We start from the raw sequence: 14,370 nt of genomic DNA on the forward strand, positions 1-14,370 counted from the left end.
CCACCAACCTGAGCTTCAGCGAATGGGCCAGCGTCTTTGGCGATGCCAAAATGACCACGGCACTGCTCGACCGTCTCACCCATCGCTGCCACATCCTCGAAACCGGCAATGACAGCTACCGCTTCAAGGCCAGCTCCGAAACAGCCAAGAAAAAGCGAAAGGAGACACCACCATTGACGCCATCATAATACGCAGATCATAACGACTGGGTGGGTCAGATCTCGATGAAAATGCCGGGTCAGTTCTCAGTGACAATCAACAGTCAGCGAAGTGAATGTAGCCGTGATGGCGGAGAAGCTGACGCTGAAACTGGAGCCAGGCACCACCCCGCGCGACAAGATCGAGGCGGCGGTGACTAAGCTGGGCTATGGAATCGGGGTCACCAAGGCTAAAAAAGCCAAGACATTCGTGCTGCCCGGCGCAAGGGAGGCCGGAAATGACCAAGACCACGATGGACCTGATCACTCGGACCATGCCGGGCATGAACACGGGACGTCGTCCGCCACCAAGCCCGCCGCCGCCCCTGTCGGCACCGAGGATGACCATGGCGCGCCCGGCCACATCCACAACGACCCCGCTGACCGGGGCAAACGTTGGTATGAAACCGGCAAAGGCCGCCTTGTGATCGGCACCGGGCTGCTCTTGGCTGCGGCCTGGGCGGTCAAGTTGCTGGCGTCCGGAGACATTGCCAACTGGGCGTTCATCGCGGCCTGCCTTATCGGAGTGGCCCCTGTGGCGCGGCGGGCGTTTTCGGCCCTTCAGGCCGGAATGCCGTTCACCATCGAGATGCTGATGACCATCGCCGCCGTCGGTGCCCTGTTCATCGGGGCGGCGGAAGAGGCGGCGCTGGTCGTGTTCCTGTTCGCCGTGGGCGAAGTGTTGGAGGGCGTTGCTGCGAACAAGGCGCGCGACGGTATCCGGGCACTGGCGAACCTGATTCCAAAGACTGCGCTGGTCGAGGAGAATGGCGCGACGCGCGAGGTGGCCGCCGATACGCTGACCATCAACCAGATGGTGCTGGTGCGCCCCGGAGACAGGGTTCCCGCCGATGGTGAGATTGTCGAAGGCACATCGGGCGTCGACGACAGTCCGGTTACTGGTGAGAGCACGCCGGTGACCAAAGGCCCCGGCGATGCGGTCTTCGCAGGATCGATCAACACCGAGGCAGCACTTCGAGTCAAAGTGACCAAGGCTGCCGAGGACAACACAATCGCCCGTATCATCAAGCTGGTGGAAGAGGCCGAAACCTCGCGCGCGCCGACCGAGCGGTTCATTGACCGCTTCAGCCGAATCTACATGCCCGCAATCGTCGGCGTGTCGCTGCTCGTGGTGCTGGTGCCGCCCTTGGCCTTTGGTCAACCGTGGGACACCTGGATCTATCGCGGTCTTGCCCTGTTGCTGATCGGCTGCCCTTGCGCGCTTGTGATCTCGGTTCCCGCCTCCATCGCCTCGTCTTTGTCGGCAGGGGCACGGCGCGGGCTCTTGATGAAGGGCGGCGCGGTGATCGAGGCGTCAGCGAAGGTGACAAAGGTTGCTTTCGACAAGACCGGCACGCTGACCCATGGCCGGCCAATGGTGACGGACGTGATCGCCTTTGACGGAGTGACCGAGGGCGAACTGATGGCCGTCGCGGCCGGGGTAGAGAACGGGTCGAGCCATCCTCTGGCCATTGCCATCCTTAACCGCGCCAAGGAGGCGGGCATCACCGCCCTGCCGTCGCGCGAGGCCAAGGCAATCATCGGCAAGGGCGTCGAGGCCATTGTCGGCGACGCCAAGGCTTGGGTCGCCTCTCCCCGCCATGCGACGGACGCGGGGGCGATGGACGGGCTCGGCCTGCGGCGGGCAACGCAGTTGGAGGAAGAGGGCAAGACGGCGGTTGTGGTCTACCGCGAGCGTCGTGGACTTGGGCTCATCGCCATGCGCGATGAGCCGCGCGCCGATGCGGTGAAGGCGGTGCAGCAATTGAAGGCGCTTGGCGTGGGGTCAGTGATCCTGACCGGCGACAATGAACGCACGGCGGCGGCCATCGCAGGCGGCATGGGCATGGAGTTTCGCGCCGACATGATGCCAGAGGACAAGCTGAACTACATCAAGACGATGGCCGAGGCCGGCGGCGTGATGATGATCGGTGACGGCATCAACGACGCGCCTGCCCTGAAACAGGCGAGCGTCGGCGTGGCGATGGGATCGGGCACCGATGTGGCGCTGGAAACGGCCGATGCCGCAATCTTGCGCGACAAGGTGACAGATGTGCCCGGCCTGATCCGATTGAGCCGCGCCACCATGGCCAACATCCGTCAGAACGTTGCTCTGGCGCTTGGGCTGAAGGCGGTGTTCCTGGTGACGACCGTGTTCGGGATCACAGGGCTGTGGATCGCTATTCTGGCCGACACAGGGGCTACAGTTCTGGTGACGCTGAACGCCCTGCGCCTCTTGGCCTACAATCCGGAAAAAGAGGTCTGAGCATGCTGCACGCCTTCGGTTGGGCGGCGCTGATCATCCTCGACGATTCTTAACATTAGACTTCTTCGCAACAGGCGATGCACAAAGCGTATCGGCATTGACCGCCAACTTGGGTTTGATCACACCGGCAATTGCCGGAGCAAGATTTCGGCTTTTCGCAATTCTATCCAAATATTCCGTTCGCGCGGATGTCTTGTAGCTGACTGTATGCCGCCGGCCAAAACAGCCAGCGGCATTTTCGTCGATCAACTCACCGCAACCTGATCTTCGCCGCGCCGGGTGAGGCTGATCCAGACCACGATGGCGATGATCGCGCCGAGGAACAAGGCGCTGGTGATGATGGTGCCCAGGCCGAGGCCGCCGTACTGGGTTGGCTGGGACAGGAAATCACCGAACGAGGCGCCGAGCGGCCGGGTGAAGATGTAGGCCAGCCAGAACCCAAGGATCGGATCGAGGCCAAGGAAGAAGTATCCGAAGGTCAGTGAGGCAATGATCATCCCGAAGAGGATGCCGCTGGCAAGGTATCCCAGACCGAAGGCTTCGGCGACCAGATCGCCTGATGCTGTGCCAAGGGCGAAGGTGAACAGGATCGCCAGCCAGTATTAGGCCTCAGCTGATGGGTGAGACCGGCTTTGGGTGATGTCTGGCTTTATCACGCATCTCCGAGCGGCAAGTGCACAACGGCTTCCAGTCCGCCCTCTGGCAAGTTGCGAAGCACGACCGAACCACCGTGTGCCTGGATGATGGTCCGGGCGATGGCGAGACCCAGCCCAACGCCCCCGGTGTCGCGGCTACGCGAACTTTCAAACCGCACGAAAGGTTCAAAGACAGTCTCAAGCTGATCATCGGGTAATCCCGGTCCCTTGTCAGCGATGGAGATGATTGCCATGCCCGGTTCTTGCGTCAGGGTCACGTTTGCGACGCCACCGTAGCGGACCGCATTGTCGATCAGATTGCGCAAGGCGCGGTTCAGGGCGTGCGGCCGGATGTTCGCAAGCAGCGGCTCGATGGGTGCAAGGCTTGCGCGGCCGCCACCAACATCATTCACCAGATCGCCCAGCAGTGAGGTGAGGTCGACCGTGGCAGTGGGCTCTGCCTTGGCGACACCGCGCGCGAACTCCAGCGTGGCTTCGACCATGGCCTGCATTTCCTCGACCAATGTCTTCAGTCGGATGCTGTCGTCTGTTTCTTCCAGCATTTCGATCCTGAGCCGCATCGCGGTCAGGGGGGAACGAAGATCGTGGCTCAGGGCCGCTAGCATATGCGTGCGCTCGTTCACGAAACGGGTTAGGCGGTCTTTCATCTGGTTGAAGGCTCGTGTGGTCTCGCGCACCTCCAACGGCCCTGTTATCGGCAGCGGGTCTGTGTCCAAACCTCGGCCCAGACGGTCGGCTCCTATGGCGAGCACACGCATCGGGCCAATGACCCGCCGCGCGCTCCACCACGCTACCAGAACCACTGCCAGCACCATCAGCAAAAGCGGCAACACGGCTTGCGATGAAAGCTGCAGGCCGGGGCGGTGGAACATCGTGCGAACGTTCAGCCATTCGCCATCGGCCAGACGGATCGACAGCGTCAACTCGATGGGGTCGGTTCGTCTTGCCATCATCGCTTCGTGCATAGGACGCATTGCGTCAGGCATGCCCTCGGGCAAGGGAAACGGGTCAACTGCAAGAGCATGGACATCCGCCCGAACCTCCCGCTCCGGTTCACCAAGGATCTGCCGGATTTGGCGCAGAACGACGTCAGCGTCGCTGCTGTTATGGGGGGCTTCCGGCTCGGGCCCCACTGTAAATCGGACCAGCGGCGAATCTGCGGCCCGCAGAATGGACGCGCGCAGATCGGTCGGTGCATCGTCCAGCAACAAGACCACATTCGCCGCACGCCCTGCCGCCTCCAACCCCAGGGCCGCGCGCACGGCCCGGTTACGCTCGTCGGTCAGCAACAAGAGCCCAAGCCCTTGTGTGACGGCCAATGCCAGCAACAGCATCGCCAGCAACTGACCCCCCAGGGATTGCGGAAACAGCCCGCGCAGAAAGGCGAAGCGCTGGCTCATGGAAGCACTCTAACATCAGCAGCAAGACTGTAGCCGCCACCCCATACGGTCGCGATCAATGCGGGCTTGGCGGGATCGGCCTCGATTTTGCGGCGAAGGCGGCTGATCTGGTTGTCGATGGTTCGATCAAACACCTGCGCCGCGCGACCCGAGGTCAGATCGAGCAGTTGTTCGCGGCTGAGCACAAAGCGCGGACGTTCCAAAAACGCAGTCAGCAGACGGAACTCGGCAGTGGTCAGATCCACTTCGGCGCCGTCAGCGTCGGTCAGGGTCCGGCGGTCGGTGTCCAGCACCCAGCGATCGAACGCCATGCGGTGTCCGGCCAGGCTGCCGCCGACGATTTCTGCCCGGTCAGACCGGCGCAGGATCGCCTTGATCCGGGCCAGCAACTCGCGCGGGTTGAAGGGTTTGGGCAGGTAGTCATCAGCCCCGACTTCCAGCCCTACGATGCGGTCGGTATCATCGCCCAAGGCGGTCAGCATCAGGATCGGAATGCCACCCTGCGCGCGCAACCGGCGGCAGACCGACAGACCATCTTCGCCCGGCATCATCACATCCAGAACGATCAGGTCGAACTGTCCGACCTTCATAGCTGCATCCATCGCCAGCGCGTCTGCGGCCGAGGTCGCCCGCATTCCGTTCTTTTCAAGATATTTCACCAACGCATCGCGAATCTCGCGGTGGTCATCGACGATCAGAATGTTGGGCGGATGGGGCGTCATCTTGTCTCCTGACAACGACCCTAGCTGAACCCGCCGTCTGCGGGCAGGATAGATTGTCGCAAACCATCTCTGCGCCGCTGCTTGCGACAGTTTGATACAAAAGACCAGTCCGCCTGACAAACCTGAGGGACATCTGCCCCCTAGATTGAGTTCATCACAATCCTATCCAGGAGAGACAGAATGAAACGTCCAACCAAATTCGCCCTTGCCGCTGTTGCCAGCCTTGGCCTTGCCGCTGTTGCGGTGCCGGTCATCGCCCAGCAAGGCCAGATGCAACATGGTGGCATGATGGATGGCGGCATGGGCAACATGGGCCATCATGGCGGCATGATGGGCGGTGCGCAAAGTTACGCCATGGCCACGTTTGACACCAATAGCGATGGCACACTCAGCCCCGAAGAAATGACGGCCGGCATTCAGGCCGAACTCACGACCTATGACACCGACGCTAACGGCACGCTATCGCTGGAAGAGTTTGCCGTGATGCATGCGGCTCATACCCGGCCGATGACAGTGCGCGCCTTTCAGATGCACGATGCGGACGGCGACGCGCAGGTGACGGAAGCTGAAATGGCGGCAATGGTCGCGATGATGCAGGACCACATGAGTGAACGGCAGGGCGACATGCAAGGCATGGGCCATGGGATGATGGGTAATAACTGACGCCCCCTTTTTCCCGCCGATCTGATCAAAAGCCGATTGGCGGGCGTTACGCTAACATGGGTCAGGAGGGAACGATGATGAACGGTTACGGTATGGGTTTGGGAATGGGTTTCGGCTGGCTCTGGATGATCGTCATCCTTGTGCTGGTCGCTCTCGCGATTGCGGCGCTTGTCAAATACCTGCGCAAATAGGGACTGCCCACCCTTACAAAGCTTCAGGCATTTTCGATTTGGGAACGTTAGGCACCCGAATAAAGTTGAGATAAGAGCAACAATTTATCGGGGGTAAAAGATGAGCTATGGACGCTTCTTTGCCATGATCGCGACGTCGACGGTCGTGATGTTCGGGTTGATGTATCTCAACACCTACGCGCTCGACCACATCTTCTTCTCGCAGACGCGAATGTGGATGGCGGTCTATATGGGTGCGGTGATGGCGATCATCATGCTCGCTTTCATGCTGGGCATGTATTCCAACAAAAAGCTAAATCTCGCGATCTTCGCGGGCGCTGCTGTGACCTTCGTGCTGTCGCTCTGGCTTGTGCGAAGCCAGGAGACCATCGACGACCTCGCCTGGATGCGGGCGATGATCCCGCACCATTCCATCGCCATCCTGACCAGCGAACGGGCTGATATTTCGGATCCCAGGGTCCGGGCGCTGGCAGATGCGATCATCGAAGCGCAGCTCAGCGAAATCGCCGAAATGAAGAGATACATCGCTGATATCGAGGCGAACGGCGAGGCACCTGCGGGCACACCCCGCGCCGAGGGCGACTGATATCGCAGACGGGTGGAAAGCAGACCTCGCTGCTGGAATCGAAGTCATGAACCGAAAGGAAATACTATGGACTATACAATCAACCGCCTGATAGCGGACGCTGATTTCGCCGCCGTTGATGCGCGCACCCGCGATGCATTGAGCGACAAGGGTTTTGGCATTCTGACCGAGATCGACGTCAAGGCGACGATGAAAAAGAAGCTGGATGTCGAGATGCCTGGCTATCGCATTCTCGGTGCGTGCAACCCAAAAATGGCCCACGAGGCCATCGCGATTGAGCCGCGTGTCGGCGCGATGCTGCCCTGTAATGTTATCCTGCGCGAGGTTGATGGCGGGGTCGAGGTCAGTGCCGTCGATCCTGTGGCCTCGATGCAGGCTATAGACAACCCGGAACTACATGCTGTCGCGAGTCAGGTGCGCGATCTCCTGAAGAAGGCGGTTGAGGCGATCTGAGATGCGCCTGCGCACCGGTATCCTCATGGCAATTGCCGCACTCGGGCTCGTCGGGCTCGGGCTGTGGTGGTTCGCGCCATCGGTGCTGGTTGATGCCCAGAGGCTTCTGGACCGCGAAACGCTCGAGGTGTTGGTAGCGCGCGCAGGCATCTGGGGCCCGCTGCTGATCATCGGCCTCATGACCGTCGCGGTGGTCGCCAGTCCCATTCCAAGCGCACCGATAGCTTTGGCCGCAGGTGCTGCCTACGGGCATGTCTGGGGCACCGTGCAGGTCGTGATCGGGGCCGAGCTTGGAGCGCTGATTGCCTTCGGCCTCGCACGGGTCCTGGGGCATGATATCTTGCGGCGGGTGTTCGGCGCTTCGGTCGATGCAGGGCTGCTCGGGTCGCAGAACGCGCTGACGGGAACCGTATTTGCCAGCCGCCTGATGCCCTTCGTGTCCTTCGACATCATCAGCTACGCCGCGGGGCTCAGCCGCCTGCACGCCTGGCGTTTCGCACTGGCGACGCTGGCGGGCATCGTCCCAACAAGTTTCGTCCTCGCGCATTTCGGCGGTGAGGCAGTCAGTGGTGACATTGGTCGGACCACATGGGCAGTGCTGGGTCTCGGACTGATCACCGGATTGCCTCTGCTCTGGATCGCGACACGGCGGCAAGCCGGGAAGGAAACCTGATGTCCGAAAGCTACAAGAAAAACAGCATCACCCTGCCGGGCGCAGTTGCGATGGGCACGGGCGTGATGATCGGTGCGGGCATCTTCGCGCTGACCGGACAGATTGCGGAGCTTGCCGGACCCCTCTTTCCACTGTCGTTCGTCGCCGGGGCGATCGTGACTGCCTTCAGCGCCTACACCTATATCAAGATGTCGAACGCCTTTCCGTCCGCGGGCGGCATCGGGATGATCCTGAAGAAAGCCTACGGGCCGACAACGGTCGCTGCGGGGGCAGCGCTCCTGATGACCCTGTCGATGGTCATCGCCGAAAGCCTCGTCGCGCGGACCTTCGGCACCTACACGATCCGGGCGTTTGGCGGCGATCCGGACAGCGTCCTCGTCCCGATCATCGGCGTCGGCCTGATCGTCATTGCTTATCTCGTGAACGTCTCCGGCAGCCGCTCGGTCGGGCTTCTGTCTATCATCATGGCCGTGATCAAGGTCGGCGGCATTGCGCTGTTCGGTGTCGCAGGCCTCTGGGCGAGCGGCCTTACCTTCGAGGCATCCAGCGGCGATACGGGTGCCACCGGCTTTGTGGCTTCCGTCGCGCTGTCGATCCTCGCCTTCAAGGGCTTCACGACCATCACCAATAGCGGGGCCGAGGTCACCGACCCGCACCGCAACGTGGGCCGGGCCATCGTGCTGTCCATCGCAATCTGCGTGATCGTCTATCTGCTTGTCGCCTTCGCAGTCGGCTCCAGCCTGCCAATCGACCGCATCGTGGCGGCGAAGGATTATGCCCTTGCCGAGGCGGCCCGGCCCGCGCTCGGGCAGACCGGCTTCTATCTGACCGTCGCGTTGGCGCTTGTGGCCACGGCCTCTGGATTGATCGCGAGCGTCTTCGCCGTCACGCGAATGCTGGCCATGCTGACCGAGATGAAGATGATCCCGCACAGCCATTTCGGAATGTCAGGCACAATCAAAGACCACACTCTGGTCTACACAGTCGTAATCGCGGGTTTCCTCACAGTTTTCTTCGACCTCAGCCGCATCGCCTCGCTCGGCGCATTCTTTTATCTCGTGATGGACATGATCATTCACGCGGGAGTCTACCGAGACCTTCGCGAGGAAATTGGCGCGCGGGGGTGGGTCATGTTGACGGCGATCGTCCTTGACGCTGTGGTCCTGACCGCGTTCGCGGCAATGAAATGGCAATCCGACCCGCTAATCGTCGTTCTTGGCGTCATCGGAATGACACTGGTGTTTCTGTTTGTCGGCGTCTTTCTCGCACGCAATCCCGCAATCGAGGGCGATCACGACCCCCATTAAAAAGAGCTTGAGGTTCCAGTGGCTGGATGCCTCACGCTGAAACAAGTCAAAAGAAAGTCGGCAGGATATGGACCACGATCATCAGCACGCAAAGTCCGACATTCCCGAAGGGGCTGAAACCGCAAAGGATCCGGTCTGCGGGATGACCGTTGCGGTCGGGTCCGACACGCGGCACGCAGAATTCGAGGACAAGACCTTCCATTTCTGCTCTGAAAAGTGCCAGATGAAGTTTGAAGGCGATCCGTGGTTCTACGCCTCGGGCCGCGCCGAGGGGCGCAAGAAAGCTGCACCCGCCAATGTGCAATATACCTGCCCAATGCATCCCGAAATCGTCCGTGACGCGCCAGGGCCTTGCCCGATCTGTGGCATGGCGCTGGAGCCGGTGGTGCCGACGGATGAGCCCAGCCATGAGTTGACGGATTTCACCCGCCGGATGTGGATATCCGCGGCGGCGGCTGTCCCGCTGATCGTGCTAACGATGGGCGAGCTGGTTGGCCTGCCTGTGCGGGACTGGATCGGCCATCAGACTGCCAGCTATCTGGAGTTCGTGCTGGCGACACCCATCGTGCTTTGGGCGGCCCTGCCGTTCTTCAAACGCGGCTGGGATTCGGTGATCAACCGCGCGCCCAACATGTGGACGCTGATCAGCTTGGGCGTGGCGGCAGCCTATCTCTATTCGATCGTGGCGACCTTCCTGCCGGGCGTCTTCCCCGAAGTTTACCGGATGGGCCAGGGTGTGGGCACATATTTCGAAGCGGCGGTTGTGATCATCGCGCTGGTCTTTGTCGGTCAGGTGCTGGAACTGCGGGCGCGGGAACGCACTGGCGATGCGATCCGCGCGTTGTTGGATCTGGCCCCAAAGACTGCGCGACGGATCCTGCCGGACGGCACGGAATACGACGCACCTTTGGAAAACATCATGGAAGGCGACCGGCTGCGGGTGCGTCCCGGCGATGCGGTCCCGGTCGATGGCGCGGTGATCGAGGGGCGGTCCTCTTTGGACGAAAGCATGCTGACCGGCGAGTCGATGCCGGTTGAGAAAGGACCGGGCGATGCGGTGACCGGGGCCACGATCAACAAGAACGGCTCTTTGGTGATCGAGGCGGGCAAGGTTGGCTCCGACACGGTCTTGGCGCAGATCGTGGCCATGGTGTCGAATGCGCGCCGATCACGCGCGCCGATCCAGGGAATGGCAGACCGCGTGGCGGCGGTGTTCGTGCCGACCGTGGTCGGCACCGCGATCTTCGCCTTTGTGGTCTGGATGATCTTCGGGCCTGAACCAGCGCTGGTCTATGCCATCGCCGCTGCCGTCTCGGTGCTGATTATCGCCTGCCCCTGTGCGTTGGGCCTTGCCACGCCGATTTCAATCACCACTGCAGCCGGCCGCGGGGCGCAGGCCGGGGTGTTGATCAAGGATGCCGAGGCGCTGGAACGCATGGCGGGGGTCGATACGCTGATCGTCGACAAGACGGGCACCCTGACCATGGGCAAGCCAAAGCTGACTGATACTGTGGCCCTTGGCGATGTCTCCGAGGCTGACATTCTGTCGCTGGCAGCTGCCCTCGAGCGCGGCTCGGAACATCCTCTGGCTGAAGCCATTGTCGAAGGTGCCGAGGCGCAAGGGGCTACCCGGCAGGACGCTGCGGATTTTGAGGCCGTGACCGGCAAAGGCGTGCGCGGCAGTGTCGGCGGTCGCGCCGTGGCCCTCGGCAACACCGCCATGATGCAAGAGATGGGTCTCGAGACGACACAGGCCGAAGAAAAGGCTGATGCGCTGCGGGCCAGCGGCAAAACGGCAATGTTTGTTGCTGTCGACGGGGCCCTTGCGGGCATCGTGGCGGTCGCTGATCCGATCAAGCCATCAACCGCTCAGGCGATCAAGGAACTTCATGCGCAAGGGCTGCGGGTGATCATGGCGACAGGCGACAATGAGCGCACAGCACAAGCCGTGGCGGCGACGCTGGGCATCGACGAGGTGCGCGCGGGTGTTCTGCCGGAAGACAAGAAGAAGCTGATCGACGAGTTGCGCAAGGAGGGCCACAAGATCGCGATGGCGGGCGACGGGGTAAATGATGCACCCGCTTTGGCGGCAGCGGATGTCGGCATCGCTATGGGCACTGGCGCCGATGTGGCGATGGAAAGTGCGGGCATCACTCTGCTGGGCGGCGATCTGATGGGCATCGTGCGGGCACGCAAACTGGCCCGCGCCACGCTGCGCAACATCAAGCAAAACCTGTTCTTCGCCTTCGCCTACAACGCTGTAGGTGTTCCGATCGCAGCGGGGCTGCTCTATCCAGTCACCGGATTGTTGCTGTCGCCGATGATTGCGGCGGCGGCAATGAGCCTGTCCTCGGTTTCAGTGATCACCAACGCGCTGCGCTTGCGGCGGGTTGATCTATAAACACATCAAAAAGGAGAAGATCATGACAACTTTCCACATCCCCGGCATGCATTGCGGCGGCTGCAAATCCACGGTCGAGAAAACAATCCTCGCCCTTGATCCCGCAGCACAGATCGAGTTCGATATGCCAGCGCGGAAGGTTTCGCTTGAGAGCAGCGCTGACACAGCGCGCGTCCAAGCGGTACTGGCTGAGGCCGGATATCCTGCTGCCCCCGCCTAAGCCGCCCCATCATCCGCCGTCAGATGCGCTCCGTTCCGCCTGGAACTGGCGCTCGCGGTCGGGCCAGCGCGATTTGATGTAGGACAGGATATCGGCGATTTCCTGCGTACTCAGCACGTCGCCGAAAGCCGGCATGGCGCTATCGAAACTGACACCCATCTGCGCCAGCGCTTCCTCTCCACCCAAGGTGATATAGTCGATCAGGGCGGTGTCGGAATGATGCCAGGTATGGCCGGCCGCGTCATGTGGTGGTGCCGGGAAACGCCCGTCTGGTCCGGGGCTGCGCCAGTCCGGCTGGCCTTCGAGATTTCTGCCGTGGCACGCGGCGCAGTTCGCGTCATAAAGAACGCGACCGCGCGTCGCGGCTACATTGTCGGGGGCAAAGATATGAAAAGCGGCCCCGACGGATCCCAGAAGGACCGCCGCCATGAGAATGAGGATGCCCGACCTCATGCCGGTTGGTCCGATGTAGTTCCGAGAAAAGGGCGGATACTCCACCGCATCAGTTGATCCCGTTGGCGCGCTGCAACTCGCGAACGTAGGCAACGATCGCACCCAGTTCACCATCCGTCAGGCGCTCTTCGACCGGTGGCATGTCGCCGAACGGCCAATGATGCGCCCGCACCCCGTTCCGCGCCGCCAGAACGAAGGCCATGTCCCCGTGATGCGAGGGCTCGTAGATGCGATGCACCAGCGGCGGCGCAACGCCGTCTTGCCCGGCGGCATTCGTGCCGTGGCAGGAGGCGCAGACCGCGTTGAAATATGTCTCCCCCTGCCGGGCCTGAGCCGAAAGCGCCTCCGGTACGATGACGTCCGCCATTGGCGCTCCGACCAGGACCTGCGAGGCGTCCGGCGCCGCGGCGGAAACGGGTTCTTGGGTGGTCCGGCCTTGGGTCCAATACCAGCCCGCTGCTGCGATGAGGGCGACAAGCAGTGCTCCAATGAGGCTCTTATTCATGATAGGATCTCCAATCTGACTTCGCCGACTGTGCGGCGCTGGCGCTGTCCTGCCGTCGGCCTTTGGCCGTTCGGGTCAGGCGCGCCGATGAATGTGGTTGCCACCGGAGGGACGTCCCGCTCCGATGGCGGATGTCTCAGGCCGACACGGCAAGCTCGGTCATCATGCCGGTGGAAAGATGCGGCATATGGTGGCAATGCAGCATCCAGCGCGCGGCCTCACCGGCATCCAGCGCAACCGTCACCATGGACATCGGCGGCACATAGATCGTGTCGCGTATCGCACCATCAATGTTGCGGCCGTTGATGTTCACCACCTGGAACACATGCCCGTGCAAGTGCATCGGATGCCCCATCATCGACATGTTGTGAAACGACAGATGCACCCGCTCGCCGGTCTTGGCGGTGAGCGGGGTGTGATTGCCCCAGACCTGTCCGTTTATGGTCCAGAGGTAAGGCTGCATCGCGCCGCCGAGCATGATCATGTGTGAACGATCAACCGGACGCGGTGCCAGCAAAGGCGCGCCTTCCGTCCGTGCTGCCCGCAGCAGCCCCTCTTGCGCGAGATCGATATCAAACGCGCCGCTGTCGGTCTCGGCCAGATCGTCGATCCGGCGTACCTGCGCACCTGCAGTGGCCAGAATGATGCCCGTGCGCTCGCGTGCGCCTTCGCGCAGGGCGAGGATCGGGAAGGCCCCCGATTCCGGCAAGTCGATTTCCAGATCAAGACGCTGCGCCATGGCAAGCCCGAAGCGTGTGCCCGCGACAGGCTCCACGCCGTGGCCGTCCACCGCCACCAGACGCGCAGGGATCCCGCCCATGTCGATCCAGAAGGACGTCGCTGCGGCGGCATTGATCACCCGCAACAGGATGCGGCCGCTGCGTTCGACAGCAATCACCTCGGGGTCGGCGAGCGTGCGGTCATTGGCAAGATAGGCGTCGAAGTCAAAATCGTTCAGGTCCATGATCATTCCGCCTGCGCCCATCCCGCCCATGGTCATCCCGGGCATGGACATGCCGGAATGATCCATGCCCGACATCCCGCTCGGGTTCTGCGCCGGAGCGTCCATATTGCTCATGTCGTGATGGGCAGCGCCTTGCGTGATCTCGGCCAGCACCTCGGCTGCCGGGCGAAACGCGAAGTCGTGCAGGAACATCACAACCTCCTGCCTGTCGGCAGTCAGATCCTCGGGCCGCCGCACGATCAGCGGGGCGGCGAGCAGGCTCATCTCCTGCACCGGCACATGGCTGTGCATCCAGTGCGTGCCGGGCATGGGCGCATAGTCATAGCTGCGCGTCTCGCCCGGCTGCAAAAGCGGCATCGGCAGTTTTGGCACCCCATCCTGCACATTGGGCGGGATCTGGCCGTGCCAGTGGATGATCGTTTCCTCATCCTGTTGATTGTCACTGAGAACTGACCCGGCAGCAGCAGAAATTGTCATCGAGAATTGACCCATGTGCAACCTTACCCCGGCTTGAATCAGCTGGGAGCACTTGGAGTGATAGACATGGGATTTTTAAAAGTTATCCGGAAATGGGCGCTGCGTGACAAGATGCCCATTCGCGAGATCGCGCGGCGGACGGGCGTGTCTCGCAACACGATCAAGAAGTATTTGCGGGAGGGGATTGTTGAACCTGCGTTTCACGCGCCAGATCGTCCCAGCAAGCTGGACCCTTA

The 14,370-nt window shown here is 61.8% G+C and carries 17 protein-coding genes; 11 read left to right on the top strand and 6 right to left on the bottom strand.

Translation table 11 applies throughout. The features are described 5' to 3' along the window. Together H147_RS20140 and H147_RS20145 are read left to right on the top strand one after the other, a co-directional pair. Positions 1-188: ATP-binding protein (locus tag H147_RS20140; RefSeq protein ID WP_019956931.1), on the top strand; the 188-nt coding region annotated here is incomplete at its 5' end. A 97-nt stretch (positions 189-285) separates the two neighbouring features. Beyond that, positions 286-2,463 carry a heavy metal translocating P-type ATPase gene (locus H147_RS20145; RefSeq protein ID WP_019956932.1) on the top strand — a complete coding sequence of 726 codons (2,178 nt, stop codon included), beginning with the start codon at positions 286-288 and terminating at the stop codon, positions 2,461-2,463. Between the two features lie 245 nt (positions 2,464-2,708). Here H147_RS20145 and H147_RS20150 read toward each other — a convergent pair whose 3' ends face one another. From H147_RS20150 to H147_RS0118805, 3 genes are all read right to left on the bottom strand, one after another. Continuing rightward, positions 2,709-3,059: a COG4705 family protein gene (locus H147_RS20150; protein ID WP_081625914.1), complete on the bottom strand. Its 351-nt coding sequence runs from the start codon at positions 3,057-3,059 to the stop codon at positions 2,709-2,711. Between the two features lie 56 nt (positions 3,060-3,115). Continuing rightward, positions 3,116-4,453, bottom strand: a complete 1,338-nt coding sequence (locus tag H147_RS0118800) for an ATP-binding protein (RefSeq protein ID WP_211216619.1) — start codon at positions 4,451-4,453, stop codon at positions 3,116-3,118. A gap of 62 nt (positions 4,454-4,515) precedes the next feature. Further along, complete coding sequence (locus tag H147_RS0118805; RefSeq protein WP_019956935.1) at positions 4,516-5,241, bottom strand: response regulator; 726 nt, start codon at positions 5,239-5,241, stop codon at positions 4,516-4,518. Between the two features lie 180 nt (positions 5,242-5,421). Here H147_RS0118805 and H147_RS0118810 point away from each other — a divergent pair, with 180 nt between their 5' ends. From H147_RS0118810 to H147_RS0118845, 8 genes are all read left to right on the top strand, one after another. Beyond that, the gene (locus H147_RS0118810) at positions 5,422-5,904 is read left to right on the top strand and encodes an EF-hand domain-containing protein (protein WP_019956936.1); all 483 of its coding nucleotides are present in this window, start codon (positions 5,422-5,424) and stop codon (positions 5,902-5,904) included. Between the two features lie 74 nt (positions 5,905-5,978). Next, positions 5,979-6,095: an SHOCT domain-containing protein gene (locus tag H147_RS21635; RefSeq protein ID WP_511258502.1), complete on the top strand. Its 117-nt coding sequence runs from the start codon at positions 5,979-5,981 to the stop codon at positions 6,093-6,095. A 100-nt stretch (positions 6,096-6,195) separates the two neighbouring features. Continuing rightward, positions 6,196-6,681: a DUF305 domain-containing protein gene (locus tag H147_RS0118820; protein WP_019956937.1), complete on the top strand. Its 486-nt coding sequence runs from the start codon at positions 6,196-6,198 to the stop codon at positions 6,679-6,681. 66 nt (positions 6,682-6,747) lie between these two features. Then, the gene (locus H147_RS0118825; RefSeq protein ID WP_019956938.1) at positions 6,748-7,134 is read left to right on the top strand and encodes a DUF302 domain-containing protein; all 387 of its coding nucleotides are present in this window, start codon (positions 6,748-6,750) and stop codon (positions 7,132-7,134) included. 1 nt (position 7,135) lies between these two features. Further along, positions 7,136-7,807: a TVP38/TMEM64 family protein gene (locus H147_RS0118830; protein ID WP_019956939.1), complete on the top strand. Its 672-nt coding sequence runs from the start codon at positions 7,136-7,138 to the stop codon at positions 7,805-7,807. Further along, a complete protein-coding gene (locus tag H147_RS0118835; protein ID WP_019956940.1) occupies positions 7,807-9,114 on the top strand; it encodes an APC family permease in 1,308 nt (435 codons plus the stop codon). The genes H147_RS0118830 and H147_RS0118835 overlap by 1 nt, the downstream gene beginning before the upstream one ends. 67 nt (positions 9,115-9,181) lie before the next feature. Beyond that, the gene (locus H147_RS0118840; protein ID WP_026352697.1) at positions 9,182-11,515 is read left to right on the top strand and encodes a heavy metal translocating P-type ATPase; all 2,334 of its coding nucleotides are present in this window, start codon (positions 9,182-9,184) and stop codon (positions 11,513-11,515) included. Positions 11,516-11,537: 22 nt separating this feature from the next. Beyond that, on the top strand, positions 11,538-11,735 hold the full coding sequence (locus H147_RS0118845) for a heavy-metal-associated domain-containing protein (protein WP_026352698.1): 198 nt from the start codon (positions 11,538-11,540) through the stop codon (positions 11,733-11,735). A gap of 9 nt (positions 11,736-11,744) precedes the next feature. Here H147_RS0118845 and H147_RS0118850 read toward each other — a convergent pair whose 3' ends face one another. The 3 genes from H147_RS0118850 to H147_RS0118860 form a co-directional block, all read right to left on the bottom strand. Next, the gene (locus H147_RS0118850) at positions 11,745-12,188 is read right to left on the bottom strand and encodes a c-type cytochrome (protein ID WP_019956944.1); all 444 of its coding nucleotides are present in this window, start codon (positions 12,186-12,188) and stop codon (positions 11,745-11,747) included. Positions 12,189-12,237: 49 nt separating this feature from the next. Further along, on the bottom strand, positions 12,238-12,693 hold the full coding sequence (locus tag H147_RS0118855; protein ID WP_019956945.1) for a c-type cytochrome: 456 nt from the start codon (positions 12,691-12,693) through the stop codon (positions 12,238-12,240). A 136-nt stretch (positions 12,694-12,829) separates the two neighbouring features. Next, entirely contained in the window at positions 12,830-14,134 is a 1,305-nt protein-coding gene (locus H147_RS0118860; protein ID WP_051108234.1) for a multicopper oxidase family protein, read from the bottom strand. Between the two features lie 66 nt (positions 14,135-14,200). Here H147_RS0118860 and H147_RS20735 point away from each other — a divergent pair. After that, the coding region (locus H147_RS20735; protein WP_019955989.1) for a helix-turn-helix domain-containing protein at positions 14,201-14,370 on the top strand (170 nt) is incomplete at its 3' end.

It is taken from the genome of Yoonia vestfoldensis DSM 16212, assembly GCF_000382265.1.
Classification (GTDB): Bacteria; Pseudomonadota; Alphaproteobacteria; order Rhodobacterales; family Rhodobacteraceae; genus Yoonia; species Yoonia vestfoldensis.